The 24,456-nt window shown below is 52.5% G+C and carries 25 protein-coding genes; 10 read left to right on the top strand and 15 right to left on the bottom strand.

Going from position 1 to position 24,456, the window contains the following annotated elements:
* Window positions 1–348 precede the first annotated feature (348 nt).
* Entirely contained in the window at window positions 349–1,191 is an 843-nt protein-coding gene (locus PsAD26_RS06670; RefSeq protein ID WP_208985546.1) for an alpha/beta hydrolase, read from the top strand.
* Between the two features lie 10 nt (window positions 1,192–1,201).
* Here PsAD26_RS06670 and PsAD26_RS06665 read toward each other — a convergent pair whose 3' ends face one another.
* From PsAD26_RS06665 to PsAD26_RS06645, 5 genes are all read right to left on the bottom strand, one after another.
* On the bottom strand, window positions 1,202–1,654 hold the full coding sequence (locus PsAD26_RS06665) for a type III secretion system chaperone (protein WP_063309769.1): 453 nt from the start codon (window positions 1,652–1,654) through the stop codon (window positions 1,202–1,204).
* A gap of 40 nt (window positions 1,655–1,694) precedes the next feature.
* Entirely contained in the window at window positions 1,695–2,858 is a 1,164-nt protein-coding gene (locus PsAD26_RS06660; RefSeq protein WP_063309768.1) for a hypothetical protein, read from the bottom strand.
* A 136-nt stretch (window positions 2,859–2,994) separates the two neighbouring features.
* Window positions 2,995–3,645 carry a LysE family translocator gene (locus PsAD26_RS06655; protein ID WP_208860127.1) on the bottom strand — a complete coding sequence of 217 codons (651 nt, stop codon included), beginning with the start codon at window positions 3,643–3,645 and terminating at the stop codon, window positions 2,995–2,997.
* Between the two features lie 470 nt (window positions 3,646–4,115).
* Window positions 4,116–4,694, bottom strand: a complete 579-nt coding sequence (locus tag PsAD26_RS06650; protein ID WP_084403615.1) for an NAD(P)H-dependent oxidoreductase — start codon at window positions 4,692–4,694, stop codon at window positions 4,116–4,118.
* A gap of 276 nt (window positions 4,695–4,970) precedes the next feature.
* Entirely contained in the window at window positions 4,971–5,141 is a 171-nt protein-coding gene (locus tag PsAD26_RS06645; RefSeq protein WP_057463812.1) for a DUF1427 family protein, read from the bottom strand.
* A 520-nt stretch (window positions 5,142–5,661) separates the two neighbouring features.
* On the opposite strand from PsAD26_RS06645, the gene PsAD26_RS06640 reads away from it, so the two are divergent.
* The gene (locus tag PsAD26_RS06640) at window positions 5,662–7,095 is read left to right on the top strand and encodes a sterol desaturase family protein (protein WP_063309766.1); all 1,434 of its coding nucleotides are present in this window, start codon (window positions 5,662–5,664) and stop codon (window positions 7,093–7,095) included.
* 9 nt (window positions 7,096–7,104) lie between these two features.
* Here the strand turns inward: PsAD26_RS06640 and PsAD26_RS06635 are convergent, their stop codons facing one another.
* A complete protein-coding gene (locus PsAD26_RS06635) occupies window positions 7,105–7,785 on the bottom strand; it encodes a cupin domain-containing protein (protein WP_063310067.1) in 681 nt (226 codons plus the stop codon).
* A 184-nt stretch (window positions 7,786–7,969) separates the two neighbouring features.
* Here PsAD26_RS06635 and PsAD26_RS06630 point away from each other — a divergent pair, with 184 nt between their 5' ends.
* Window positions 7,970–9,232 carry a malonyl-CoA decarboxylase gene (locus tag PsAD26_RS06630; protein WP_063306491.1) on the top strand — a complete coding sequence of 421 codons (1,263 nt, stop codon included), beginning with the start codon at window positions 7,970–7,972 and terminating at the stop codon, window positions 9,230–9,232.
* Here the strand turns inward: PsAD26_RS06630 and PsAD26_RS06625 are convergent.
* The 9 genes from PsAD26_RS06625 to PsAD26_RS06585 all read right to left on the bottom strand — a co-directional run bounded on the left by PsAD26_RS06625 (window position 9,229) and on the right by PsAD26_RS06585 (window position 18,878).
* Window positions 9,229–10,767 (bottom strand): FGGY-family carbohydrate kinase, encoded by a 1,539-nt coding sequence (locus PsAD26_RS06625; RefSeq protein WP_063306490.1) that lies wholly within the window; start codon window positions 10,765–10,767, stop codon window positions 9,229–9,231. The genes PsAD26_RS06630 and PsAD26_RS06625 overlap by 4 nt on opposite strands.
* The gene (locus PsAD26_RS06620; RefSeq protein ID WP_063306489.1) at window positions 10,764–12,422 is read right to left on the bottom strand and encodes a glycerol-3-phosphate dehydrogenase/oxidase; all 1,659 of its coding nucleotides are present in this window, start codon (window positions 12,420–12,422) and stop codon (window positions 10,764–10,766) included. The genes PsAD26_RS06625 and PsAD26_RS06620 overlap by 4 nt, the downstream gene beginning before the upstream one ends.
* 24 nt (window positions 12,423–12,446) lie before the next feature.
* A complete protein-coding gene (locus PsAD26_RS06615; RefSeq protein ID WP_063306488.1) occupies window positions 12,447–14,072 on the bottom strand; it encodes an FAD-binding oxidoreductase in 1,626 nt (541 codons plus the stop codon).
* Window positions 14,073–14,187: 115 nt separating this feature from the next.
* The gene (gene pncB / locus PsAD26_RS06610) at window positions 14,188–15,480 is read right to left on the bottom strand and encodes a nicotinate phosphoribosyltransferase (protein ID WP_063306487.1); all 1,293 of its coding nucleotides are present in this window, start codon (window positions 15,478–15,480) and stop codon (window positions 14,188–14,190) included.
* The gene (pncA, locus tag PsAD26_RS06605; RefSeq protein WP_063309765.1) at window positions 15,477–16,103 is read right to left on the bottom strand and encodes a bifunctional nicotinamidase/pyrazinamidase; all 627 of its coding nucleotides are present in this window, start codon (window positions 16,101–16,103) and stop codon (window positions 15,477–15,479) included. Before pncA ends, pncB begins: the two co-directional genes overlap by 4 nt.
* 235 nt (window positions 16,104–16,338) lie before the next feature.
* On the bottom strand, window positions 16,339–17,397 hold the full coding sequence (locus tag PsAD26_RS06600) for a YeeE/YedE family protein (protein WP_063309764.1): 1,059 nt from the start codon (window positions 17,395–17,397) through the stop codon (window positions 16,339–16,341).
* A gap of 38 nt (window positions 17,398–17,435) precedes the next feature.
* Window positions 17,436–17,783, bottom strand: a complete 348-nt coding sequence (locus tag PsAD26_RS06595) for a metalloregulator ArsR/SmtB family transcription factor (RefSeq protein ID WP_063309763.1) — start codon at window positions 17,781–17,783, stop codon at window positions 17,436–17,438.
* A 146-nt stretch (window positions 17,784–17,929) separates the two neighbouring features.
* Window positions 17,930–18,436, bottom strand: coding sequence for a heme-binding protein (locus tag PsAD26_RS06590; RefSeq protein WP_063309762.1), 507 nt, complete (start codon window positions 18,434–18,436; stop codon window positions 17,930–17,932).
* A 64-nt stretch (window positions 18,437–18,500) separates the two neighbouring features.
* The gene (locus tag PsAD26_RS06585; protein WP_244271727.1) at window positions 18,501–18,878 is read right to left on the bottom strand and encodes a thioredoxin family protein; all 378 of its coding nucleotides are present in this window, start codon (window positions 18,876–18,878) and stop codon (window positions 18,501–18,503) included.
* Between the two features lie 60 nt (window positions 18,879–18,938).
* On the opposite strand from PsAD26_RS06585, the gene PsAD26_RS06580 reads away from it, so the two are divergent.
* The 7 genes from PsAD26_RS06580 (at window position 18,939) to soxB (ending at window position 24,452) form a co-directional block, all read left to right on the top strand.
* Window positions 18,939–19,676, top strand: coding sequence for a cytochrome c biogenesis protein CcdA (locus tag PsAD26_RS06580; protein ID WP_063309761.1), 738 nt, complete (start codon window positions 18,939–18,941; stop codon window positions 19,674–19,676).
* A 63-nt stretch (window positions 19,677–19,739) separates the two neighbouring features.
* Window positions 19,740–20,312, top strand: a complete 573-nt coding sequence (locus tag PsAD26_RS06575; protein WP_063287073.1) for a thioredoxin family protein — start codon at window positions 19,740–19,742, stop codon at window positions 20,310–20,312.
* A gap of 128 nt (window positions 20,313–20,440) precedes the next feature.
* Entirely contained in the window at window positions 20,441–20,899 is a 459-nt protein-coding gene (soxX, locus tag PsAD26_RS06570; RefSeq protein WP_057463823.1) for a sulfur oxidation c-type cytochrome SoxX, read from the top strand.
* Between the two features lie 128 nt (window positions 20,900–21,027).
* The gene (gene soxY, locus PsAD26_RS06565; RefSeq protein WP_063287072.1) at window positions 21,028–21,462 is read left to right on the top strand and encodes a thiosulfate oxidation carrier protein SoxY; all 435 of its coding nucleotides are present in this window, start codon (window positions 21,028–21,030) and stop codon (window positions 21,460–21,462) included.
* A gap of 23 nt (window positions 21,463–21,485) precedes the next feature.
* On the top strand, window positions 21,486–21,815 hold the full coding sequence (gene soxZ, locus PsAD26_RS06560) for a thiosulfate oxidation carrier complex protein SoxZ (protein WP_057463825.1): 330 nt from the start codon (window positions 21,486–21,488) through the stop codon (window positions 21,813–21,815).
* 27 nt (window positions 21,816–21,842) lie between these two features.
* On the top strand, window positions 21,843–22,685 hold the full coding sequence (gene soxA / locus PsAD26_RS06555; protein ID WP_063306483.1) for a sulfur oxidation c-type cytochrome SoxA: 843 nt from the start codon (window positions 21,843–21,845) through the stop codon (window positions 22,683–22,685).
* Window positions 22,686–22,769: 84 nt separating this feature from the next.
* A complete protein-coding gene (soxB, locus tag PsAD26_RS06550; RefSeq protein ID WP_063293634.1) occupies window positions 22,770–24,452 on the top strand; it encodes a thiosulfohydrolase SoxB in 1,683 nt (560 codons plus the stop codon).
* Window positions 24,453–24,456 lie beyond the last annotated feature (4 nt).

Here is a 24,456-nt window from a genome sequence, read left to right as displayed (position 1 = left end):
AATTGGTGTTACATTTGAAATGAGCAGATAATTACTTTAACTCTTTCAAATAAAACCTATCAGAACATTCTTGGTCATATGACAACTCCAGGCTTTTCAGGTTGTGTAAGCCTTTGACTGCAATTCTGTTTCTAACGTGGCACGCATTCCCGTTTTTGCATTGCTGGAACAAGGTGTGGCGGATGAAAGAGCTTGGCTGCTGTTATGCAATCTGCCTGCAAAATCTAGGACCAGTTATTCAAGGTGAGACCCTTCATTTCGCAGTTGAGGTCTCATTTGCGGCTGAGTAACGGGTTCGGCCTTATACTCGCAGCAGAGTGTTGAGTTGTCTGCGAAAGGCCAATGAGGATGGAACGCAAGACTGTGCAAACCCGCGATGGCGTGGAGCTCTCCTATCTGACAGGAGGGCAAGGGCGGCCTGTCTTTTTGCTGGGAGGCTGGTCGCAGACTGCGGCTGTATATGCGGGACAGTTCGCTGACTTTTGCCAGAGTCACACGGCCTATGCTCTTGAAAACCGGGGGCATGGAGACTCGCAAAAGCCTACAGGTGGCTACCGCATCGAACGGTTTGCCAAGGATCTGTTTGATGTGGTGGAGGCTCTGGACCTTCGCGACTTCGACGCGGTTGGGCATTCTCTTAGTGTTGCAATGCTTTGGGATTATATGGAGATGTTCGGGACCGAGCGCCCTGCACGCCGTCTGATTTGCATCGACGAGCCCGCGGCCCTCATGGCAAGGCCTTCCTGGACAGAAAAAGAGATCAACGAGGCAGGTTCTATCCATCCCAACTTGGAGTCACTTGATGAGATGGTGACGGCTATTCGCCAGACGCGCAGTATTGAGGATCATCTCGAAATCATTGGCGGGATGTTCACGAGCAAGGTCAATCCTGCCGCTTTGCGTGAGTTGGCTGCCGAAAACCTGAAGCTGCCCAGAGAATATGCTGCTTCCCTTATAGAAAACCTCATGATGCAGGACTGGCGCCCTCTGCTGCCCAACATTCACCAGCCTACTCTGGTGTTCACCGGGGAACTCAGCTGGCATCCGTTGGCATCGCAACAGTTCATCGCCTCAACACTCCCAAATGCCTCACTAGAGGTTTTCAGTGAGGCCGAAAGAGGCAGTCACTTCCTGATGCTCGAGAACCCAGCGCTCTTTAATGAGAAGGCACTGGGTTTTCTGAATTCGTGAATGAGCCAGTTCAGCATAACACTCCATTGTCAGGCACAGAACTCGCCATCGTTTCTGCTGTTTGCTCAACCTCCTGCATTCTGGATTTCCAGTGACTAACTGTCTCAGAGAAACTAAGAAGCGCGTCTTGCAACTTTATCTGTTCCAGCATTTTGAGAGGGTGACGCCACACCAAAGCAATAATATCCTGCTCAATTGCAAAGCAGGCACCCTTTGTCTCATCCCAACTGAAGTTTGCATTGAGCAAGCGCAGCAAAAAATCGGTATTTCTGGTTTGCGAGTCCAACGTGATAACAGGAGCGAAGAGAACCAGCTGCTCAGTAAATGGACAATAATCTGCTGAGGCCGTCAGGTCTTGCGAGAAAACAAGAAGCCAACTGGCATCGTCTAACTCACGACAATGGGCGCCCTGCCAGGAAGCTGCAAGTTTTGCCATAGTCTCATTGAAGTAAGCTTTGCTCATTTCTTTCTCCAAATATCTTGGGACAGCCGTCGTTTGCTAATCATACCGCTTTCCACGCTTCTGTTGTCAGCGACGGCTGGCTGGCTTCTATCAACTGGTGCAGTTTAAGGACCGTTGATGCTTTAAACACTGCAAAATCTTCGCCTCCTTCAGGAGTTTCAAAGCGCAGCTCATTCCCAAGGGTCAGCGCAAGGTATTGCTTTTTGCTATCAAAATTTGGCAGTCGATCATCAACACCAACAAGCGAAAGCGCTGTGTTGGTTACACTTTGAGAGTTCTGTTCTGAAATATAGATATGCTGCTGCAGCCCGATATTGGTACCCCCATTTTCATTTTGTGACGGTTTCATCATCTCATGGGTAGGAAGATTGGCTGGAGAATTAAGATATTCCAAGCGCGCTGAGAGAGCATAAATATTCTGGCCATAAGCGCCTGGTTGAGGATTGGTCGATACCCAAGCTCCCGGTGCACCTGTTCCTGTTTTTGGCTGAAGCTTTTTGATCTTACCTTCAGAAGCGACACCAAACAAACCATCTTCCCTGGTGCAATGATAGTACTTGGGAATATTCACAGTCTGACCTGCATCAGCTTTCTTTTCCAGATCAGACAGAAAATCGTGAGCGCGCTTTTCATCAGGAGTTGAAAGATCAAGACCTGCTTTCACTTCGCTGAGGACTTCACTCTGCGTTTTAATTCCAGTTTCGCCATATAGAAGCTTTTCCGAGAGATTATCAACTTTCCCTCCAGTACGAGCCTGGACGGACTGAGCAAACTGCGCATACTGGCTTCCCTCCCAGCTTGCCTGCTTATGGTGAGCTTTGTCATCTGCAAGGTTGCTCAAAACATCAAGACCTTCCAAACGGCCTGTGATAGACGCACGATGAGCATCAGTTAATGTCTGGGACTGAGAAACCAGTTTGTGAAGGTTTGACAGTTTGTGCAAATCAGAGGCTCGATCCAAGCCACCCTGATTTTTCTCAATCAAGCTGATTAGTTTATCCAACTTCTTATAGACACCAGATTCCTGCTTTAAGTCTGGCTGGGAACTGCCCGATATACCGGATGCATCACTGACAACAAGTTTGTGCTTGTTACTCAGCAAGGTACGGTGGGAGGTTTCCAAGTCAAAATCCAGCTTGGCACCACCGTCGGACTGAAAAACTCCAAGTTGGGTGATGGCTGCACGTACGTTTTCAACGGTCAAAGTATGCTCCTAAATCAAATCGACAGAAATCTTGATCTGAAAGAAAGCATTCGTTGCAGAACCGGTCAGTTACAATCAGCACACTTAATAAGAAACTGACAGCTCAATTCTTGGTTGAGGTTATTTGAAATAGCTCCTACTGCGTTTTCAGTGTGCTTTTGGAGATCATGTAAGCGGCACCTGCCAATGCTGTGCCGGCGAAAGCGTCCATGGCGGCGCGGGATCGGGCAGAGACGGCGAATTTCGACGCGCGGGTTCCAAGATAGGCGTAGAACAGCAGAGCCGGGTATTCGAGGGCGATGTTGAAGACGGCCAGCGCCATCATGCGCAGAGCCATGCCATCACCTTCCCCGGCAAACACAGGCAGCATAGCCCCGAAGGACAGGACGGATTTTGGGTTGGCGCCTTGCATTGCAAAAGAGGTGAGAAACAGTTTCAGAGCCGATGCTGGTTTCTGTTCTTTCGCTTCGCCCAGTGAGGCTGAGAAGGCAGCTTTGAAGGAGCCATATGCAAGATACAATAGATAAGCTACGCCAATCCATTTGACCGTCTCAAACAGAACCGGGAAAGACAGCAAAAGCGCACTCATGCCTCCGGCAGCAAGGAGCGCGTACATGAGGTTGGCTCCGAAGACACCTGCCATGCTGGCGTGGGTTTTACCAATACCGTTTGTGATGCTGTCACCAACCACTTTCAGGACTGCGGGACCGGGTGTGAAGTTGAGCGCCATGAAGGTGACGACAAACCCAAACACCAAAGTGGCGTCAAAAGACGTGAGAAGCTCCATGGTTTTTCCATTTCAACGCTAGAAACACATAAAAAACGCAAAGCAACGCACAAACGAACGCAAATCAGAAATGGGAATGCGAAGGGGAGATGACTGATGGTTCATCTCCCCTCGCGCGCGGATTAGAAATTCACTTGCCGTAAGCCTTAAGGCCCGCCTCTCCAAACGTGGCACTGTGAGTTTCCCTGGCTGCCCCCTCTCCGCGCGCTGTTTGTGCAAACTCTGTTGGTCCGCATAAAAGCAAGGGGCATGCCAAATTATTGAGGGTGCGCGAATTTACTCATAAGGCATTGGTAAATCTGATTATATTGCGGCACTAGGACGTCTTCCGTGTGTATCTTACGAGAATTGAAAATCGATAATACTGCCCATTGTTTGGTCAGTCTGCCTGCCTGCTAAGCAATCAGACATAAAGAAACCCGGCGTTTCAGGCACCGGGTTTGTCGTTCTCTGAGATGTCGCAGATCAGCTCAGGCAGGTTCTGCGATCTGTACTGGTTCGGCCATTTTGCATGTCTGGTTGATCAGATTGCGCAGTTTCTGTCTGGTTTCAGAGCAGGTTAGCTGACCGCTCTCATCAGTCTTTGCTGCCATGTTGCCGACAGCGACATATCGCGGATGCACCCAACAACCGTGATCAGCTGCAAACGACGACAGTCGCGGAAGCATTCTTACCCCCCCGAACGGACCCGGTGCAGCGGCCAGCAGACCAACTACTTTTCCCTCAAGCACGGAGTGGGATTTGCCAGCAGCACGCCTGGACGCCCAGGTGAATATGTTATGGAGATGCGGGGTGTGGAAGCCGTTGTATTCGGGAGAGGAGATCAGAATTACATCAGCAGCTTCAATCTGTTGTCGTAGCATCGAGAGCTGGTTCTGAACGGCGGCATCTGCTTCAAGATCGGAGTGGAAGAGAGGAAATGAAGCAAGCTGATGCGGCAAGCTGGTTGTCTGATGGCTCAGGTTATGCGCTTCTTCTTCAGCGGCATCCAGCAGGCTCTTATTCAACGAGCCTTCTCTGGTGCTTCCTGAGATGAGGAGGATATGCATGGGAAACTCCATATGATAATATTTTTATTTTTATATACATATTTGTTTCTTTTTTATGCAAGTACAAAAAAGCGGTACTAAACTTCAGCACCGCTTTTTGAAATTTGACCGTAAACACTTCTTTATTCTAGCGAACACTTAAAGCAGTTCGCATTTAAACTGAAACACTTGCACTGCTTTAGTCTTTGTTTTTGCGTATCTTTATCCGAAAGCCGGTTTCCACTTTTCAGAGATACGCTGTAGGGTTTGATTGGCCTCAATCAAACCGAACGCACTTTAGGAGAAGAAGCGCTCAGTGATCTGCAGCATGATCTGATGACCACCCCAAACGCCAAGGATCGCTACACAACCAGACAGAACTGGTGGAGCGGGAATAGGCAGTTTGATTGCGGTGAAGATCGCTCCAATAATGAAGCCAGCAAGTGTTGACATAAGCAGTTCAGCCATGGTGTCTCCCGTTAATTCTTTCTTATTGTTCAGAAAACTCTGTTTTCTTTGAACTACAGCCCCTGCTTTTACTGCGCGCCCATACCCCTGCAGTCCCCTGAGTGTATGACCGAAAACCGTGAAGGACAGCCAGCTAAGGTCCTTGAATATTCAGGTCGCCCGACAAGGCGGGCCCTACCCTGTAATTGCACTTTTAACGCAAAAAAAATCATTTGCAGAAAAAATATTCAAAATGCGATCAGTTGCCGCACTGTTGTTTTAATTAGCTGAGTTAAATCAATATGTTGATCAGCAATCATTTATGTTAGTTCTGCGCAAAACTCCTGCGTTTTCTTACAGGACTTCTACTTATCGCCATTTTCATGAGCTCAGATTTGTATTGTCAGCCCACCTCTCTGCCTTTACGTTAAAGTCAACATAAGCGCCTTTGCAGTACCTCGTTGGTATACACAAGGGCCTGCAGCTCTAAGCTTTTTTGTTGCGCGACCATTCTTTGGAATGCAGTGCGAGGGGGAGTAAAATGGCAGAGTATAATGTGACAGCGCTGGCTATTCCGCTGTTTCTGTTTTTTATGCTGATGGAATACGCCTATCTGCGCATGAGTGGGCAAGATCTGCATCGGTTTAGTGACAACATTGCCAGCCTTTCTATGGGCGTTTGTCTGCTCGTATCAGATGCACTGCTAAAAACCTTTACATTCTCGGTGTTTATCTGGGCGTGGTCGTCTTATCGGCTGTTTGATTTCAGCTCCATCAGCTGGATCACGTGGGTCCTGTCCTTCTTCTGCGTGGACTTTTGTTACTACTGGTTCCACCGCATTGCACACACCTACAACTTCCTTTGGGGCGCTCATGTAGGGCACCACCAAAGTGAAGAGTATAACCTGACCACGGCGCTGCGGCAGAGTGCGTTTCAGTATGCGTTCTCGTGGGTCTTCTATCTGCCTCTCGCCTTCCTTGGCTGCCCGCCAGAAGTGTTTCTGATCCAGTTTATGCTGCTGAAGGCCTATCAGTTCTGGCTGCATACCCAGGCGATTGATCGTATCCCCCTTATAGAAGGTGTGTTTTCCACGCCCTCAAGCCATCGTGTCCACCATGCCAAGAACCCGATTTACATCGACAAGAACTTCGGCGGCACACTGGTGATTTGGGATCGTATGTTTGGCAGCTGGCAGCCGGAGGTCGCAGAGCACCCTTGCCATTATGGCACCACAACGCCGCTGAAAACGTGGAATCCGGTGAAAGCCAACTTGCAGCACTGGTCCATGCTGTTTCGCGACAGCCTTCACACGCGCAGCTGGTGGGACAAGGCCCGGCTGTGGTTCAAACCAACGGGATGGCGACCGGAAGACAGGCGGCGGAACACCAGTAAACTACAGAAAACAGGTGTCACCAATCGCCCTAAATTTGATCCGGAGATCTCACCGCTGACCAAGCTGTATTGTGGAATTTCATTTGCGTTGCTGGTGCTGCTGGTGACCATGTTTATCTTCCTGTCCCCACAACTGAGTGCGCGGGAGCTGGCGTTTGGTGTGGTGCTTATTCTGGCTGGTCTCGTGATGATCTCGCAGTTTCTGGAGGGCAAATATCAACTGCGCTTTGTTGAGGTCGCGCGTGTTCCAGCTCTGTTCTGGTTTCTCACCGTGCTTTGGACTTTGCCGATTTCGACGCAGGTCTCGCAGCGGATGGATGTTGCAAAAGGGGTTTCGCCTGAGATTGAACTCTCTGAAGAAACAACGCTTTCTGCTTTACCGTGGCTGGAGAAACCAGCGGTTTTAGATGGCAGCACACCTGCGGTGCAGCAGGTGACGTGGCATCCTGACGGGGAGCAAGGACAGTTGGAATATACGCTGCGCTATGAGCTATCCTCTTTCCCGGAGCATGTTGCGAACATCATATCAGCTCGCAACGCACTGGAAGAAAGCAGTCGGGTCTGGTTGCAGGAGCAGCTTTAGGCGGTCCTCTTATCCCCCATGCGGGGCAGTGACATAGGGGAGGTGTCCGGACTTGATCCAGAGCTTGGCCCCCTCTTCTCCTGCTGTGATGTTGAGGTCATAACCGACGGGAACGCGGAGCCATGCGTGTTTGGGAAGGTCCTCTCCGTCTTCGATGATTGAGCCTTCCAGCACGAAGATCTCTGCGCCGCCTTCGGCCTCAACCGCGTGGTTTGCACCTGCCTGCCAGTGCTCCATGCGCACGTTCTCGCGTTCATCCTGAAACAGAGGTGAGACAGCAACGCCTTCGCGTGTGGCATCGTTTACGCGGCCAAGTTTGTTGGTGTCCACACGCACATGGGTGCGGTCTGCAAGGTCGAACTGCCAGAGCTTGACGAGGATGGTACAGCCGGGCTCAGAGGCTGGTGTGTGTTTGGATTCAGGTGGGTTGCGGATGTAGGAGCCAGCCGGGAAATCCCCGTGCTCATCCTGAAATACTCCCGCTAGTACAACAAACTCTTCTCCGCCTGTATGGACATGCTCAGAGAAATGGCTGCCCGGTGCGAAGCGAACAACGGTGGTTGCTCGTGCAACTTCATCTCCCAAACGATCAAGCGGTCTACGCTCAACGCCTTTCATTGGGGACGCGACCCAAGGAATATCGTCGCTGAACTCAACCACTCGCTTTGAAAAATCACCGTTGATCTTCACTGAAGCCTCCATCACATGATGCTCTCAAGTTAAGCACTCTTGTCGCTCATTTACAGATGTTAGCGTGCTGTTAGGGATCACTTCATTGTTAAGCTGTTTGTTGCATTCCGTTCCCAGCAGTCCCTTGTTAGGCTTCCGGCGATTTTCTGATGCACTGCGCTGTGCAACTACGGGACGCCTGACCATGAGCCTGCTGGCAGATTTACTTTCTACCCTTTTCGATCGTCGTTATGTTTTTATGGGCAAGCGGGATGAGCGCCCCCTTACCGAGCTTTGCAATGCCTTGATGAGCAGTCAGGGAGACGTTTCCGGTGCTGCCATTGCTCACGAGATTCTGGATGGTTATGCCACCACAGACACTGAGGGAAAGCGGTCGTTTTTTGAGCATTTGAACCGCGAAATGGACATTGATCCAGATAAGCTGGAGACCGTTGTTTCCAGTTATAAAACAGAGCGGACGGAAGCCAATTACCGAAAGCTAGTAGAGGCTGCGGAGCCTAAGCGGCAGGAGTTGGCGCGGCGGCTCAATCAGGTTCCCGGTGCCACTCATCAACTGGTGCATATGCGCAAGGACTTGCTGGGTTTCATGAAGGAGCAGCCGAATCTGGCACGCACAGATCTGGATTTTCAGCACCTGTTCAACTCGTGGTTCAACCGTGGTTTTCTGGTACTGCGGCCTATCAGTTGGGATAGTCCGGCGCAGATACTGGAAAAGATCATCGCCTATGAGGCCGTGCATGCCATTGATAGTTGGGATGATTTGCGGCGGCGCTTGCAGCCTGAAGACCGGCGCTGTTTTGCGTTCTTCCATCCGTCTTTGCCAGATGAGCCGCTGATCTTTGTGGAAGTGGCGCTGACCAAAGGGGTTCCCTCCTCCATTCAAGGCGTGCTTGCAGAAGAGCGGGATATTGTGCCAGTTGATGACGTGGATACGGCGGTTTTCTATTCGATCTCCAACTGTCAGAGCGGACTTGCCGGTGTTTCCTTTGGTAACTCTCTGATCAAACAGGTGGTGCAGGATCTTTCGCGTGAACTCAGCCAGTTAAAGACGTTTGTGACGCTGTCTCCGCTCCCGACCTTCTGTAAGTGGGTTAAAGAGCAAGAGATTGAAATGCCGGAGACTGATGCAGCTTTGAAGGAACTGGCCGCCTATTACCTTCTTGAAGGCAAGCGGAAGAACGATATGCCGTTTGATCCGGTAGCACGGTTCCATCTTTATAACGGCGCACTGGTGCATGATGTGCATGTGGGGGCGGACACTTCCGAGAATGGCAAAAAGCAATCGGCAGGGGTGATGGTGAACTACCTGTATGACCTGCAAAAAATCTCGCAGAACCACGAAGTATTTGCGAATAAAAAGGAAATTGTGGCGTCCAAACGCGTACAGGCGCTCGCAAAGGCTGGTGTTGTGCAAACAGCGTCTCAGCCCAAGAGCGATGTTGCCTAGCCGACAATCTTTCTGAGTGCTTTGTTCAGCGGGGCAAGCCTGCGCGGCATGGGCAGGTAGACATCCTCAAATAGCTTCTTGTAGAGCTGGACCGTTTTCGGGTCCGGCTTAAACACTTCATGCTGCCGTGTCATGGCTTTCATGGCCTGCGTGAAGTCGGGATGAACTCCAGCACCCACACTTGCGGCAATGGCAGCGCCCAGACCTGCGGTCTCAAAGGTATGCGGGCGCTCAGTGGGCAGGCCGAAGATGTCTGCGGTGATCTGCATGATGGCGTCAGATTGAGAGCCGCCGCCGGAGACACGTAAGACTTTGATCTTCTCGCCGCTTTTGCGTTCGATCCGCTTCAGACCACGATGCAGTTCCAGCGTGATACCTTCAATGATAGCCCGGTAGATATGGCCTCTGGTATGGACATCTCCAAAGCCAATAATCGCGCCTTTCACTGGCGTAGAGCGTCCGTTATCGCGGCCCCATTTGGGCAATAGGGTCAGGCCATGGGAACCAGGAGGCGTGCTGTTGAGCAGGTCATCAAAGAACACTTCGACCGGGCTGCCAATCTCTTTGGCTTTTTCCTGCTCTGGGTGGCCGAACTCTTCCTTGAACCAATTGACCATCCAGTACCCCAGAATGACAGAGGTTTCTGGCGTGAACATACGCGGCATTCCGCCAGCATAGGCAGGCAGAGGGCGTTCCACCTCGAAGTATTTTCTGGAATGAATGGTCGCCGTTGCCCGTGTTCCGTAGCTCAGGCAGCCAACGCTGGCATCTACTGCGCCGCAGCCGACGGCTTCGCATGCTTTGTCAGCAGCTGCGGAGATGACCGGCAAACCTTCTGGCAGTCCAGTGTGCTGCGCGGCTTCTTCACTCACATATCCTATGGGATTTCCGGGCTCTATGAGCTCTGGTAGGTGGCTGCGTTTGAATGCGAAAAGCTTCCAGAGAAAGTGGTTATCACTCGCCCACTGCTGCTTTTTGTAGTCATAGGGAATGTAGCCAACCTGAGCGCCTGTTGAATCGCGAAAGAGGTCCGTTAGCTTGAAGTTGAGGTAGCCGGAAACTTGTAGGAACTTATAGGTCTTCTTCCAAATTCCGGGTTGGTTCACCGCGATCCAGTTGACTTCGCATTCGCTGCGTACACTCTTGATGGACCGGGACAAGCCTGCCACGCCGAAGATTGTTTTCCAAAGCAGTGGCAATGGTTTCTGCTGGTCCTCAATGCGTTCATCCATCCATGTGATGGCAGGGCGCAAAGGGATGCCTCTTTCATCAACTGAGATTTGGGTGCCGCGTTGTGTGGTGACACTCATGGCTTTGACGGCAGCTGGGTCAGCTCCTCGGTCCCATAACTCACGGCAACAGCGACCCAGCAGCTCCCAGAGGATAAGCGGGTCAATCTCTGACCAACCGGGGTTGTCGCTTCGATAATCCGTGATCGGCTTTTGCACCTTGGACAGGAGCGTCCCGTCTGGAGAGAACAGCAAGGCCCGGATGCTTTGACTGCCGCAGTCGATGGCGAGAAGTGTTTCCGTCATCCAGCAGTCACCTCATGCATCATTTCCTGCTCTTGCGATGTACATGTTGACGGCAAGCTGTAGTGATCTCGCCAAATCTTCCGATATCGCGACCACTCATCCTGCCATTTGTCCATGGACCACCCCAATTTATCTCTCAGCCGTGTTTCCAGCTCACCAGCTAATGCTGCCCCGCCTTCTTCCAACACTAAGCCAATTCGCGTGCGGCGCAAAAGGAGATCGTCCAAATGCACGACTTCTTCATGCATGACTGCCCACTCAAGCTCTGCCCAAATACGATTTGTACCGCTGATGAAGGAAAGGCCATTGGGAGACATTGCTGCAATAAGTGTTGGAAGATCAGCGCCATAGTAACCCTGAAGCCGTTTGAGTTCTGCTTCTGGCAGGTCCCTACTGGCTTTGTCGTCAAGGGTGCTTTGCTGGGGTTCGAACACATAGTCTCCAGCACGCGCCGTGTTCTTCCCTTCCAGATAGGTCGCACAGGTTTCCAGCACTTGCTCTGCCATCACGCGGAAGGTGGTGAGCTTTCCGCCTGTGACAGTGATGGTGCCATCATCATCCCACACCACATGGTCGCGTTTGGCTTTTGACGGATGTAATTCTTTGGGATCGACGCCCTCATTGCCTACGATTGGCCGGACGCCAGACCATGTTGAAATGACGTCTTTCTCAGTAAGCTTTGTGCCGGGGAAGTTATGGTTGGCACCAGCTAGAAGATACGCCACCTCCTCCGGCTTGATCGCAGCTTCCTGATCCAGATCCTCCGAGTGATCCAGATCGGTCGTTCCAATCACCGTGCGGCCCTGCCATGGGTAAATGAAGACGCCGCGTTTGTCCTGCGGGTGCAGGTAGGTCAGACATTGATGGACTGGCATGCGCCAGGACGGGACGACTATGTGGCTGCCCCGTAAAGGGCGAATGCGTTTGGTCTGGCCTAGCTGCTCACGCAGGTCATCCGCCCAGACCCCGGTCGCGTTGATGACTGTTTTGGTTGAGATTGCAAAGACTTCGCTGGTTTCCTGATCTTGCACCTCAAGGAGTTTTGATCCTGCCCCGTCACTATGGATCATCTTCACAGCAGCATAGTTGAGCGTGGTTGCGTCGCTTCGACTGGCGTCAGCAAGGACGCGCAGGACAAGGCGACTGTCATCTGTGAGGGCATCAGTATATTGCGCTGAGCCCAGCAAACCATGTTCATTGAGCCCCGGCAAAGCAGCGATGGTCTGGTCGCGGTCCAAATATTTGTGGTCGCGTTTTCTGGCGAAGTATCCATAGATGTTGAGGAGGACAGAGAAGGCGCGACGGGTTGGGAATTGCTTTTCACGGAACGGAAAAAGGTAGCTCATGGGTTCAATGAGGCCGGGAGCTTCCTTCATCAGTCTTTCGCGCTCGCGCACAGATTCCCGTGCCAGCCGGAACTCGCCCTGAGACAGGTAACGTAAGCCACCATGCACCATCTTGGAGGAACGGCTGGACGTGCCCCATGCATAATCCTGCTTTTCCAGCAGCAAAACATCGAGGCCAGCTCGCGCTGCCATCAACGCAACACCAGCTCCGGTGATGCCACCACCAACAACAACCATGTCCCAAGGCTTACTGCGCTGTTTTATGAGCGACAGTTTTTCGTGCCTGCTGAGTTGCCCTGTATTTGCCATTGCACCCTCCTCCAATATTGAGAGTTATGCGGGTTCTGTGTTGCCTACGGTTTCCTCGGAGATCAAAACGCCGGGGTTCATGCGCTGGTCAGGATCGAAATTGTGGCTCAGTGCTTTTAAGGCACTCATGCCCAGCGCGCCTTTTTCTGCAGGCAAGTACGGTGCGTGGTCACGCCCTACACCATGCTGGTGGCTGATGGTACCGCCATGGGCAACCACGGTTTCAGACGCGACTTTCTTGATGATTTTCCAGCGTTCCAGCGTCTCTTGGTAGGTGCTGGCAACGGGGAACAGATAGGTGGTGTATGCGCTGGAGCCCTGCGGGTAGACGTGAGACAGATGCGTGAACGCAAACACTGGAATACCTTGCTCCTTCAATGCTTTGGTGACGTTCTGTTCAACCACGTTGATGTAGGGGCGCAGGGCCGACCAATCCATCGCCGTCTCAAAAGTATCGACGCCCACACCATGTTCCCATAATGGGTGGCGCAGGTATGGTCCTTTGAAGCGGCCTTCCTTCCATTTGTCGCCCAGCATCTTGGAGAGAACGCGCTTGGCGCCGTGTTGCTTCAGATAGGTGTTCGCAAGTTTCTGGTTTACCGAGACTTGCTTCTTTGATCCTGTCAGCCCGAAGGTGAGCATGCATTTTTGATCTGTCAGGCCCTTGAGCTTGAAGAGCATGTTGAGCTTGGAGAGCTTCTTCTCCGGCACGGCCAGTTTCAGGCTGACATCGGTTTCTGTTGCATTGCTCAGGCGCATCATGGAGAGCGGAATGCGGCCCTGCGTGATGGCCTGCACTGCTGCAACACCGCTTTCCCAATCCGGCATGAAGACCGTGTAGAACTGCTCCGCCTCAGCCAATGGCGTGACGCGCAGTTTCACTTCAGTCAGAATGCCAAGTGTGCCTTCTGAGCCGAGCACCATTTCCCGCAGATCAGGGCCAGCAGATGATGCGGGGAGACTTGGAATTTCCAATGTGCCCTTTGGCGTTTCCAGCGTACCACCGGCAAAGAGCTGCTCAATGCGGCCATACCGCAGAGATTGCTGGCCAGAGGAACGTGTGACGACCCAACCGCCTGCGGTGGAAAGCTCAAAGCTTTGCGGGAAGTGGCCGAGCGTGTAACCGATGGCTGCCAGTTGAGCTTCAAGATCCGGCCCGCGCACGCCAGCTCCGAAAGTCGCGATCTGACTTTCCTTGTCGAAGTCCAGCAGGCGATTCATACGCGTGAGTGCGATGGTGATCTGTGGTTTCTCGCCAGCAGGACATGCCAGATGGCCGACAACGGACGTGCCTCCGCCATACGGGACGAGGATGACATCTTGCTGCGCTGCCCAGTCCATAAGCTCACGGATTTGCTGGGAGGTTTCCGGGAAAGCGACTGCATCGGGGATGTTTTCAAACATGCCACTGCGCATTTGCAGCCAATCCGAAAAGCTCTGCCCAGATGCATGCCTGATGCGCGTTGAGGGCGTTTTATCCAGTAAGGGATGGTCTGGTGCGCGAGACGCCGGAACACGCTCAATGGCGCTTTGCAAGGTGGCGTCAGATAGCGGATGAGTCTTGCCTAAAAGCTCTGCGATCAAGGCCTTAGCAAAATCGGCCAGCTCCGCCTGGTGCGTATCATCGCCCCAACCGTTCCATCTTCTCATCTTCGTCGCTCCCCCACACGTATAAACTGTGCTGCGTGACGCATGCTACACAGAGTTTACGCATAGGGAAACTATGCAAGTGGATTATTTTGAGTGATGGCCAAAATACACCGCGTTACACGATAATTTTCTGGCTCATCTGTTTGCCGACCCCAAAAACGCGCTTGTAGCGTTCAATTTCTTCTCGTGATCCCATAGCTTTATTGGGATTGTCGGAGAGCTTGACCGTTGGTTTGCCGTTTGCAGAAATGGCTTTGCAGACCAGTGAGAACGGCGCCAAGGCATCATCTGGCACCAACCCGCGGAAGTCGTTGGTGAGCATGGTTCCCCAACCAAAACTACACCGGACACGGCCATGGAACTTGCGCTGGAGGTGGGCAATCATGTCTTCGTCCAACCCATCAGAGAAGATGACGCGCTTTTGTGTTGGATCTTCACCGCAGGCTTTCCACCATTTGATTGCTGCTTCTGCGCCTTTGACTGGGTCACCGCTGTCGATGCGGATGCCTGTCCAGGAGGACAGCCATCCCGGAGCACGTTTCAGGAAGCCTTCGGTCCCAAACGTGTCGGGCAAGATAATGCGCAGGTTGCCGTCGTGCTCTTCCTGCCACTCATTCAGCACCTGATACGGGGCGTCGGCAAGTTCATCATCACTTTCTGCCAGAGCGGAATAGACCATTGGCAATTCGTGCGCGTTGGTGCCGATTGCTTCTACTTCGCGGCGCATGGCGATCAGGCAGTTGGATGTGCCGACAAACTTCTTGCCGAGGCCTTCCATCATGGCCTGCACGCACCAGTCCTGCCACAAATAGGAGTGGCGGCGGCGGGTGCCGAAATCTGCCAGTGAGAGGTCTTCAACCTTGCGCAGGCATTCGACTTTTTCCCAGAGTTTGGTCATGGCGCGGGCATACAGGACCTGCAGCTCAAACCGGCCCATGTTTTTGAGCACCGCGCGGGAGCGCAGTTCCATCAGCACAGCGAGAGCCGGGACTTCCCAGAGCATCACGGCAGGCCAGTCGCCTTCAAAGGTGAGCTCGTACTGGTCGTCTTTGACTTCCAGATGATAGGGCGGCAGGCGCAGGTTTTCAAACCACTCCAGAAACTCGGCGCGGAACATGGACCGCTTGCCGTAGAACATGTTACCGCGCAGCCATGTGCTTTCCCCGCGAGACAGGGAGAGCGTGCGGATGTGGTCCAGCTGGTCGCGGAGTTCCTTTTCATCAATGAGCTTTGCCAGCGGAATGTGCTGCGCTCTGTTGATGAGGCTGAAAGTGACCTGCGTGTTCGGCTTTTTCAGAAAGACCGACTGCGCCATGAGCAACTTGTAGAAGTCGGTGTCGATCAGGGAACGAACAATCGGATCGATTTTCCAATTGTGGTTATAAACGCGGGAGGCAATATCAATCATTGTGCAACCATCTCGCCAGAGAATTTGACGCCGTGGCTTTGCATCTCATTCAAAGCCTCTTTCAGGGATCCGTTCAGGTCAATCGCTCTGCAGGCATCCAGATGTACAATCACGTTGAACCCCAGCTTTGCTGCATCCACGGCTGAGAACCGGACGCAGAAATCCGTGGCCAGACCAACCATGTGTAGCGTATCGACACCGCGCTCGCGCAGGTAAGCTGACAGGCCGGTTGGGGTGGTGTGGTCGTTCTCGAAGAACGCGGAGTAGCTGTCGATGTGCGGACGGAAGCCTTTGCGCAGGACGAGGTCGGCGCTGTCGGTCTTCAGGTCTTTGTGAAACGCTGCGCCGTTTGTGCCCTGCACGCAATGGTTTGGCCAGAGGACCTGAGGACCATAAGGCATATCGGTCATATCATAATGCTGCTTGGCATCGTGATTGTCCGCAAAGGATTTATGATGCTGCGGGTGCCAGTCTTGCGTCAACACTTTGACGGCAAACTCGTTTTGCAGCTCATTGACCAAGGGGACGATCTGCTCACCGTGCTTCACAGCCAGAGCTCCGCCCGAACAGAAATCGTTCTGAATATCAATCATAATCAGAGCTTCGTTTGTCGGTCGTGTCATGGTTGCTTCCTGTTCGCGATGAGTAGTCCTGTATGAGTTTCGCAGAGCAAAATGCGAGGACGTTTAGATACACCGAAGTGGCCAGCGCGAAATATTGCGATAATCTCCGCCAAACTCAAGCAAAATATGCGGGATTAATCCGCAACCAGAGGTAAAATCTATAATTTAGGCAATGTGTGTCTTAGCCGCCTTACTCCAAGGGCATCTTTATGCACAAGTCACTGCGGGTACTCCGTCAGGATGACTGCTTCCAGAAGGCGAACTGAAAACCGACAACGAGTTGACGAAGGCCGATAGCGGCTCCGGCGATGATTGAGAGCATGACCACTGGCGCGCTGATTGCGAGTGTCGAGAAGGCCGATATGCCCTGCCCGATGGTGCAGCCCAGAGCAATCACGCCACCAGTGCCCATCAAAAAACCTCCGAGGATCTGGCGTCTTAGTTCGCGCGGGTCGTCACAGGCTTCCCATCTGAAATGGCCTTTGACGAGTGAGCCAAGAAACGCCCCACTGAGAACGCCGATGACCGAGCCCACGGCAAAAGACAGGCCACCACCAGATGCGGTCATGAGATACATGAGGGTATCGCCCACCGGGACTGTGAAGGAGTGACTGGCCACTGCAACTTCTTCAAAGCTTTCTTCAAAGAGATAGCTGGTTGCAACCCAGCCGAGGAGGATCGCAAGAGCAACTGTCAATGAAGCGATAATGGCCTTTGGACTTTGGCGGAACTCTTTGTTGCTGACAGCGAAAAGGCCAATGGCTCCGGCAATGACCAGGGCAATTGTCAGTTCGGAAAGCTCCAGTCGTTGGGCAAGAGCGTGCGCGATGCCTGTTGAGCTTGCCTCCGAGAGTTCAGTCGGGAACAGGAACACACGCAAGTAAGCTGTTGGGCCACCCACGGCCATGGCCGCTGAAATGGCGATCACCAGAGAGAGCACGAAGTACCGCATATCCCCGCCGCCCAAGCGTGCCAAAGCGCCAAAACCGCAGGAGCCAGCCATTGCCATGCCATAGCCAAACATCAGGCCACCGACGATGCAGGCGAGCGGGTTCCAGCTTTGGGTGAGATAGATGGTTTGGTCCAGCGCGATCAGACCAAGATCCGCCAGCAGAAACGTCGATGCGATGGATATGGCAATGGCGAAGGCCCACATGCGCATGCGCAGCCATTCTTTGCCATAAAGGGCGTCTTCAATCGCGCCAAGTGTGCAGAAGCGGCCAAGACGTGCAGCAAGGCCAAGCAAAACACCACCCGCAAGGCCTGCGAGTGCCGCCAGAATATCCTCGGACATTTGATCCCTCCCAAGACCAAAACGCCGGAGCTTAAATATTACTTATCGCTGTTTTCTTCGGTGCAGAACAACTCGAAAATCAGGTCCAGGACCCGAGCTGCGCGTTCATCCTTGAGGCTGTAATAGACTGCCTTGCCGTCCCTTCGGCAATTTACCAGACCATCCAAGCGCAAACGTGCAAGTTGCTGACTGACCGCAGACTGACGAGACGACAGAAGCTGCTCCAGCTCTGTTACTGACTTTTCGCCCATAACGAGATGACACAGGATCATCAATCGGCCTTCGTGTGTCAATGCTTTCAGGAAATCAGTTGCATCCTTGGCATGGCCGACCATGCGTTCGATGTCTTCTTCTTTCATCCCACGTTCAATCATGGGTATAGCCATTAAACCAAATCCTGCAGACCATTTGGAACGGAGTGAGCAAGGTCAGTTAAAGTTGAATAAATTACAGCTGACCTTACAGCACACCTTTGAAGTGGTGGCATACGCTGAATGCAATCATTTTTCAACCATTGCACCGCGAATACCTTTTAGAAGTCCAGCAAATCCGCGATTTCCTCTAGGCCACTTTGGGCGCATTCCTCATCAACTTTTGGAGAGGGCGCACCGGAGACACCAATTCCACCAACAATTGCACCTGCAGATTCGACTGGGAGGCCACCACCCAATGCCACAGCGCCCGGGATGTCACGCAGACCTGCCGACAGATTTCCTGCCTTGATCTCCTGCTGAATTTCCAGTGTAGAGCCACGGAAACTGACGGCTGTCCATGCTTTTCCGCGTGCTGTGTCGACTGTATGAACGCCAGCATAACGATCTCTGATTGCTGCTTGTGTCTGGCCGAAGCGATCGACGACAACAGCAGAGATCTGATATCCGCCTTCGCGGCAAGCTTCCATGGTGGCAACAGCGAGCTTCATGGCGATTTCCGGCTTCAAAGATTTGAAGCTGACAAAGGCGGATTCATCTTCTGCCTGCGCAACGCTGAAGCCTGCGGACATTGCGAGCAATGCCGCCCCTGTGATGAATGATTTCATGGAGTTCTCCCAACTGAATTATGCCCCGGACTGGCCGGGAAAGATGAATTTCTTTTCAATATTGTTATTGAGCAGACTGAAGCATCTGGTTCAGGGCGGGGTAGAAGAAGTCTTCTCCCGGGTAACCTTCAATCCGCTGGACTTCGGCGCCGTCAATTAAAAGGATGAAGGTTGGTGTAAACCGCGCCTTTCCTTTCAGGGTCACGTCTTTGGGAATCGGATCATCAATATCCATCCGCATCAAAGGGGCTTTTTGCCCCTCCTCTGTTTTGCCGTAGGCGCCACCAATTTCCTCTTCCCAGCGTTCACACCAAGGACAGATTTCGTCCTCGACCATGAGCAATTTCATGGTCGAACCAGCCGCTTGAGCGCTGCTGAAAAGAAGGGCGAAAATGACAAATGAGATCCAACCAAAATTGCTCATGATATCCACGATTGACATTTTAAAATCTATGATATCTAAATATTCTAATAATAGAATGTGTTTTTAGCAAGTGCCCATATGTATCCAGATCTAACTATCATTGCGGCGGGGAGCGCGGGGTTACTCTCGTTCCTATCGCCTTGTATTTTACCAATTGTGCCGTTCTACCTTTGCTATATTGCAGGCATTGGAATGAACGAGCTTTCCGGTGACGGGGTTACTCCTGCCATCCAGCGACGTGTTGTTTTTACGTCGTTTTTCTTTGCTGCCGGTATTCTCACAATCTTTGTCGGCCTTGGTGCAACGGCAACGGTTTTCGGCCAGTTGCTGCGAGACTGGTTTGATGTGCTGCGCTACATGGCCGCTGCTGTCATCTTCATTCTCGGCCTGCACTTTGTCGGCATCATCCGGCTCAACCTGCTGCTGAGAGAAGCCCGGCTCGACAGCTCTTCGGCCCCAGCTGGAATCATTGGCGCTTACTTTGTGGGACTGGCTTTTGCCTTTGGCTGGACGCCCTGTGTTGGTCCGGTTCTGGCAACTATTTTGTTCACGGCTGGTGCCAGTGATGATGTTTCTCAGGGCATGTTGCTGCTGTTTGCGTATGGGGTTGGCATGACGTTGCCGTTCATTCTGGCAGCTGTTTTCTCAAGGCCATTCCTGAGTTTCATGGGCCGTTTTCGAAAGTACCTTGGTGCCATCGAAAAAGGCATGGGCGTTCTTTTGATTATTTTCGCGGTGTTGATTGGGACGAACACCGTTTCCTGGATTGCAGAGCAGATGATTGAGTATGCGCCAGGATTGACATCTTTAAGCTGAGGCGTTTCCGCGTCCTGAAACCATAGAGGGGTTCTTGGGAGCGGTGCGTTATGGGAGGGATCGATGCTTAAAAAATTAATGCTTGCTGCAGCGATGATTTTCGCCAGCATGACACTGAGCTTTGCTGAGGTTGGAGAGGACGGTCTCCACAAACAGCCATGGCTTCGCCTTACCTTCAAAGACCTTAGAGAGGACCTTGCCGCTGCCAATGAAGAAGGCAAACGCATGGTCATTCTCTTTGAGCAACGCGGCTGCATTTACTGTTCGCGCTTGCATAAGAATGTCTTCAGCGACCCGGAGGTTCGCAAATTCATTGAAGACAACTACTTCGTGGTTCAGATGAACCTGTTTGGCGATGAAGAGGTGACGGACTTCGACGGGGAAGTTCAAACCGAGAAGAACATCGCACGTCGCTGGGGCGTTGTGTTCACGCCCACCTTCCTGTTCCTGCCTGAAGAGGTTGGGACTGGCAAAACAGCAGGGACTGCCTCTGTGCAGACCATGCCTGGTTCATTTGGAAAATGGACCACCCTCAACATGCTCCGCTGGGTCAAACAGAAGGGCTATGAGGGCGAAGAACATTTTCAAAAATTTCATGCACGTGAATTTTTGAAACAAAAAGCAGCCTCAGAATAGCGTTTTCACTCAACTATTTAGACTAAGGTCGATATATTAACATATTCAATTATGTGAATTTTAAGTTGAGTGTTTCTACGTATCTGAGTAGCATAAAAATATTGAATCGCTGTAATTGGGAGGGAGCAATGAAGGCGATTGCCAAAACTATAGCGGCTGCAACGCTGCTAATTTCAGGAAGTGCCGTTGCCGGAGTTGTTGCTCCAGGTGACGTTCAATTTGTCGAGGCGGCTGTGCCGGTGTCTTTGACCGGTGCGGTTGGTGACCCAGCCAAAGGACGGGAATGGTTCGCCAACCGGAAACTGGGAAACTGCCTTGCCTGTCACGCGAATGATGATCTTGCTGAAGAGCAGTTCCACGGAGAGATAGGTCCGTACCTTGAGGGTATCGGAGACACCTATACCGAAGCGGAATTGCGGGCGATTGTTGTCAACTCGAAGGAAGTCTTCGGGGAAGCGACCATTATGCCTGCCTTCTACAAGAGCGAAGGTTTGAACCGCGTGGCAAAGAAGTTTGCGGGAAAGACCATTCTTTCAGCAGAACAAGTTGAAGACATCGTCGCTTATCTGGCGACTTTGAAAGAATAGGCGCGTTTGCCTTGAGCGTGCTGCGTTGCTGACCGGTTCCGCATCACGCTCAGAATTATTGCTTAAGCGTATTTTCCCAAAGAGTGCTCAGCGCCTGTTGGGGAGATACGCTCCAAGGAGGATTTTTAATGACTGTTACCAGACGTGAAGCGCTTGGTTTGGCAGTGGGAGGCGCAGCCGCTCTGACGACACTGCGTTTTACCGCGCCGGCGTTTGCAGCAGGCAATGCTGTTGAAGATGCAATTGTGGAGTTCACTGGCGGCGCAAAGCCGGGAAGCGGTGACATTACCATTGGTGCGCCAGAGATTGCTGAAAACGGGAACACTGTTCCGATTGAAGTATCTGCGCCGGGTGCAGCCTCCATCATGCTGCTTGCAGCAGGCAACCCGAGCCCAGGTGTTGCGACATTCCACTTCAGCGCTCTTTCCGGTGCTCAGGAAGCCAAGACCCGTATTCGCCTTGCGAAAACGCAGGACATTGTCGCCATTGCAAAGATGCCGGACGGGTCCGCCATCATGACAAAGCGTAGTGTCAAGGTCACCATCGGTGGCTGTGGCGGTTAATCAGAAAAGGCATTGAGAAACACATGGCAAAGGTAAAACCACGCGTCAAAGTGCCTAAAAAGGCAAGCGTAAACGAGGTCGTGACCATCAAGACACTGATCTCGCATCCGATGGAATCTGGTCAGCGCAAGGACAAGAAAACCGGCGAGACCATTCCACGCAAGATCATCAATAAGTTTGCTGCCAGCTTCAATGGCGAGCCCGTGTTCATGGCAGATATTGAACCTTCTGTTTCTGCAAATCCTTACATCGAGTTTCAGATGCGGATTCCAGAGTCTGGAGCGGTTCGGTTTGAATGGACCGATGATGACGGCTCGGTCTACGACATGGAAAAGAAAATCACGGTCGCCTAGGCAGCCATTCTTTGGGAGGAGAAGGGTATGAAAAGGACGGTTTCAATACTCGCTGGGGGGCTTCTTTTCGGCACACTTAGCACTGCTGCGCTTGCAGATGACGGACGCGAACTTGTCATCGACGGCGAAACAATTGCAACCACTGCTGTTCCGGCGGATGACCATCCACTGGACGAGCTGATTTCAGGTTGGCGTTTTCGCTCTGCTGAAACTCAGGCACTGCAAATGGATGATTTCGAGAATCCAGCGTTTGTCGCCATTGAGTATGCAGAGGAAATTTGGGAAACGCCCGCCGGAAAATCCAATCAATCCTGCGCGGATTGTCATGGAGATGCGGATAACTTTACCGGTTTGCGAACCAAGTTGCCGCGCTGGAATGACGAGATGGGCAAGCCAGCCACCATGGAAATGCTGATCAATGCGTCTATCGAGACACATCAGGGAGCAGAGCCGTGGAAGTGGGAGAGCGCCGAGATGCTGGCCATGACGGCTCTGATCGGTTTGCAATCCCGTGGCATGCCAGTCGCTATAAAGACCGACGGACCAATTGCAGACTGGGTCAAGAAGGGTGAAGAGCTTTACTACACCCGTGTTGGCCTGCTGAATATGGCCTGTGCCAACTGCCATGAAGACAATTACGGCAACATGATCCGTGCTGACCATTTGAGTCAGGGTCAGATCAACGGGTTCCCGGTGTATCGTCTGAAATGGGGTGGGCTTGGGTCCATTCACCGCCGGTTTAAAGGCTGCATGGATCAGGTGCGAGCTGAGCCTTACAAGCGCGGGAGTGATGAGTTCATTGCTCTGGAAGCTTATGTAACATCTCGCGGGATGGGACTTTCAGTCGAGACCCCATCTGTTCGTAACTAAGTGATTTTGGAGGTTGCTCACTTATAGCAACCTCCTGATCTAAAACAATTTTCGAAATTCTAATAACCTACGGAGGGTGCGGAGATGATCTCGCGCCGTGATTTCTTGCAGGCTGGTGTCGCTGCAGCCGCTATTTTTGGGGCTGGGAATTTTCCAGTGCTGGCCGCACGCCAGTCCCTGACACAGAACCAACTTCTAGACTTCAAAACCACCGGCAACGTGACCATCATCCACTTTACGGATTGTCATGCTCAGGTGAAGCCGGTCTGGTTCCGTGAGCCCTCCGTGAATATTGGTGTGGGTGCCCAAAAGGGATTGCTGCCGCACATCACTGGTCAGGACCTGCTGAAGGCGTTCAACTACCAGACCGGAACGCCGGAAGCCTATGCCCTCACCTCTGAGGATTTTGTCTCGCTGGCCCGTAGTTATGGCAAGATGGGCGGGCTGGACCGGGTGTCGACCATCGTGAAGTCGATTAGAGCAGAACGTCCTGATGCGCTGTTCCTTGATGGAGGTGATACGTGGCACGGGTCCATGACTGCGCTGCGCACTGAAGGTCAGGATATGGTCAACCTGATGAACGCACTCAAGCCGGATGCCATGACCTCCCACTGGGAATTCACCTACGGCATTGATCGCGTCAACGAGATCGTCGAGGAGCTGCCCTTCCCGTTTTTGGGAGCCAACATCTTTGACAATGAGTGGGACGAACCAGCGTTCGAGCCCTACAAGATTTTCGAGCGTGGCGGTGCCAAGATTGCTGTGATCGGTCAGGCCTTCCCGTATATGCCGATTGCCAATCCGGGCTGGATGTTCCCGAACCTTTCCTTCGGCATTCGTGAAGCTCGGATTCAGGAGATGGTTGCGGAAGTGAAGCAGGAAGGCGCTGATGTTGTCGTTCTGCTCAGCCACAACGGCTTTGACGTGGACCGCAAGGTTGCGCAGCAGGTTTCCGGCATTGACGTGATCCTGAGCGGTCATACCCATGATGCGGTGCCGGAGCCGGTGAAGGTCGATGAGACCATGATCATTGCCTCCGGGTCCAACGGCAAGTTTGTGTCACGTCTGGATCTGGACGTGGACAAGAACGGCATCAAAGACTTCACCTACAAGCTGATCCCGGTGTTCGCTGATGTGATTGCTCCCGACCCTGAGATGGCAACGCTGATTGATCAAGAACGCGCGCCGTTCAAGGAGGAGCTGGAAGAAATCATCGGCACGACCGACAGCCTGCTTTATCGCCGTGGCAACTTCAACGGCACGTGGGATGACCTGATCTGTCAGGCGCTGATTGAGGAGCGGGAAGCGGACATTGCGCTGTCTCCGGGCTTCCGCTGGGGGCCCTCCCTGCTGCCGGGTGACAATATCACTCGCGAAGACATCCACAACGCCACCAGCATGACTTACCCGAATGCTTACCGCTCAGAGATGACCGGTCAGTACCTGCATGAAATTCTGGAGGATGTAGCCGACAACCTGTTCAACCCGGACCCGTACTACCAGCAGGGTGGCGACATGGTGCGTGTGGGCGGCATGGGCTACTCCATCGACGTTTCCAAGCCAGTGGGTGAGCGCGTGACCAACATGACGTTGCTGAAAACCGGCGAGACCATTGATCCTGCCAAGACCTATGTGGTTTCGGGCTGGGCCTCTGTTGGAGAGGACACCGAGGGGCCTGAGATCTGGCAAGTGGTTGAAGATTACATCAGCCGCAAAGGCACCATCACAATGGACCCCAATTCTACCGTTCGCGTCACAGGCGTGTGAGGCG

It is taken from the genome of Pseudovibrio sp. Ad26 (assembly GCF_001623285.1).
GTDB classification, from domain to species: domain Bacteria; phylum Pseudomonadota; class Alphaproteobacteria; order Rhizobiales; family Stappiaceae; genus Pseudovibrio; species Pseudovibrio ascidiaceicola.
The sequence above is the reverse complement of the archived record's forward strand: the minus strand, read 5'-3'. Positions and strand labels throughout refer to the sequence as shown.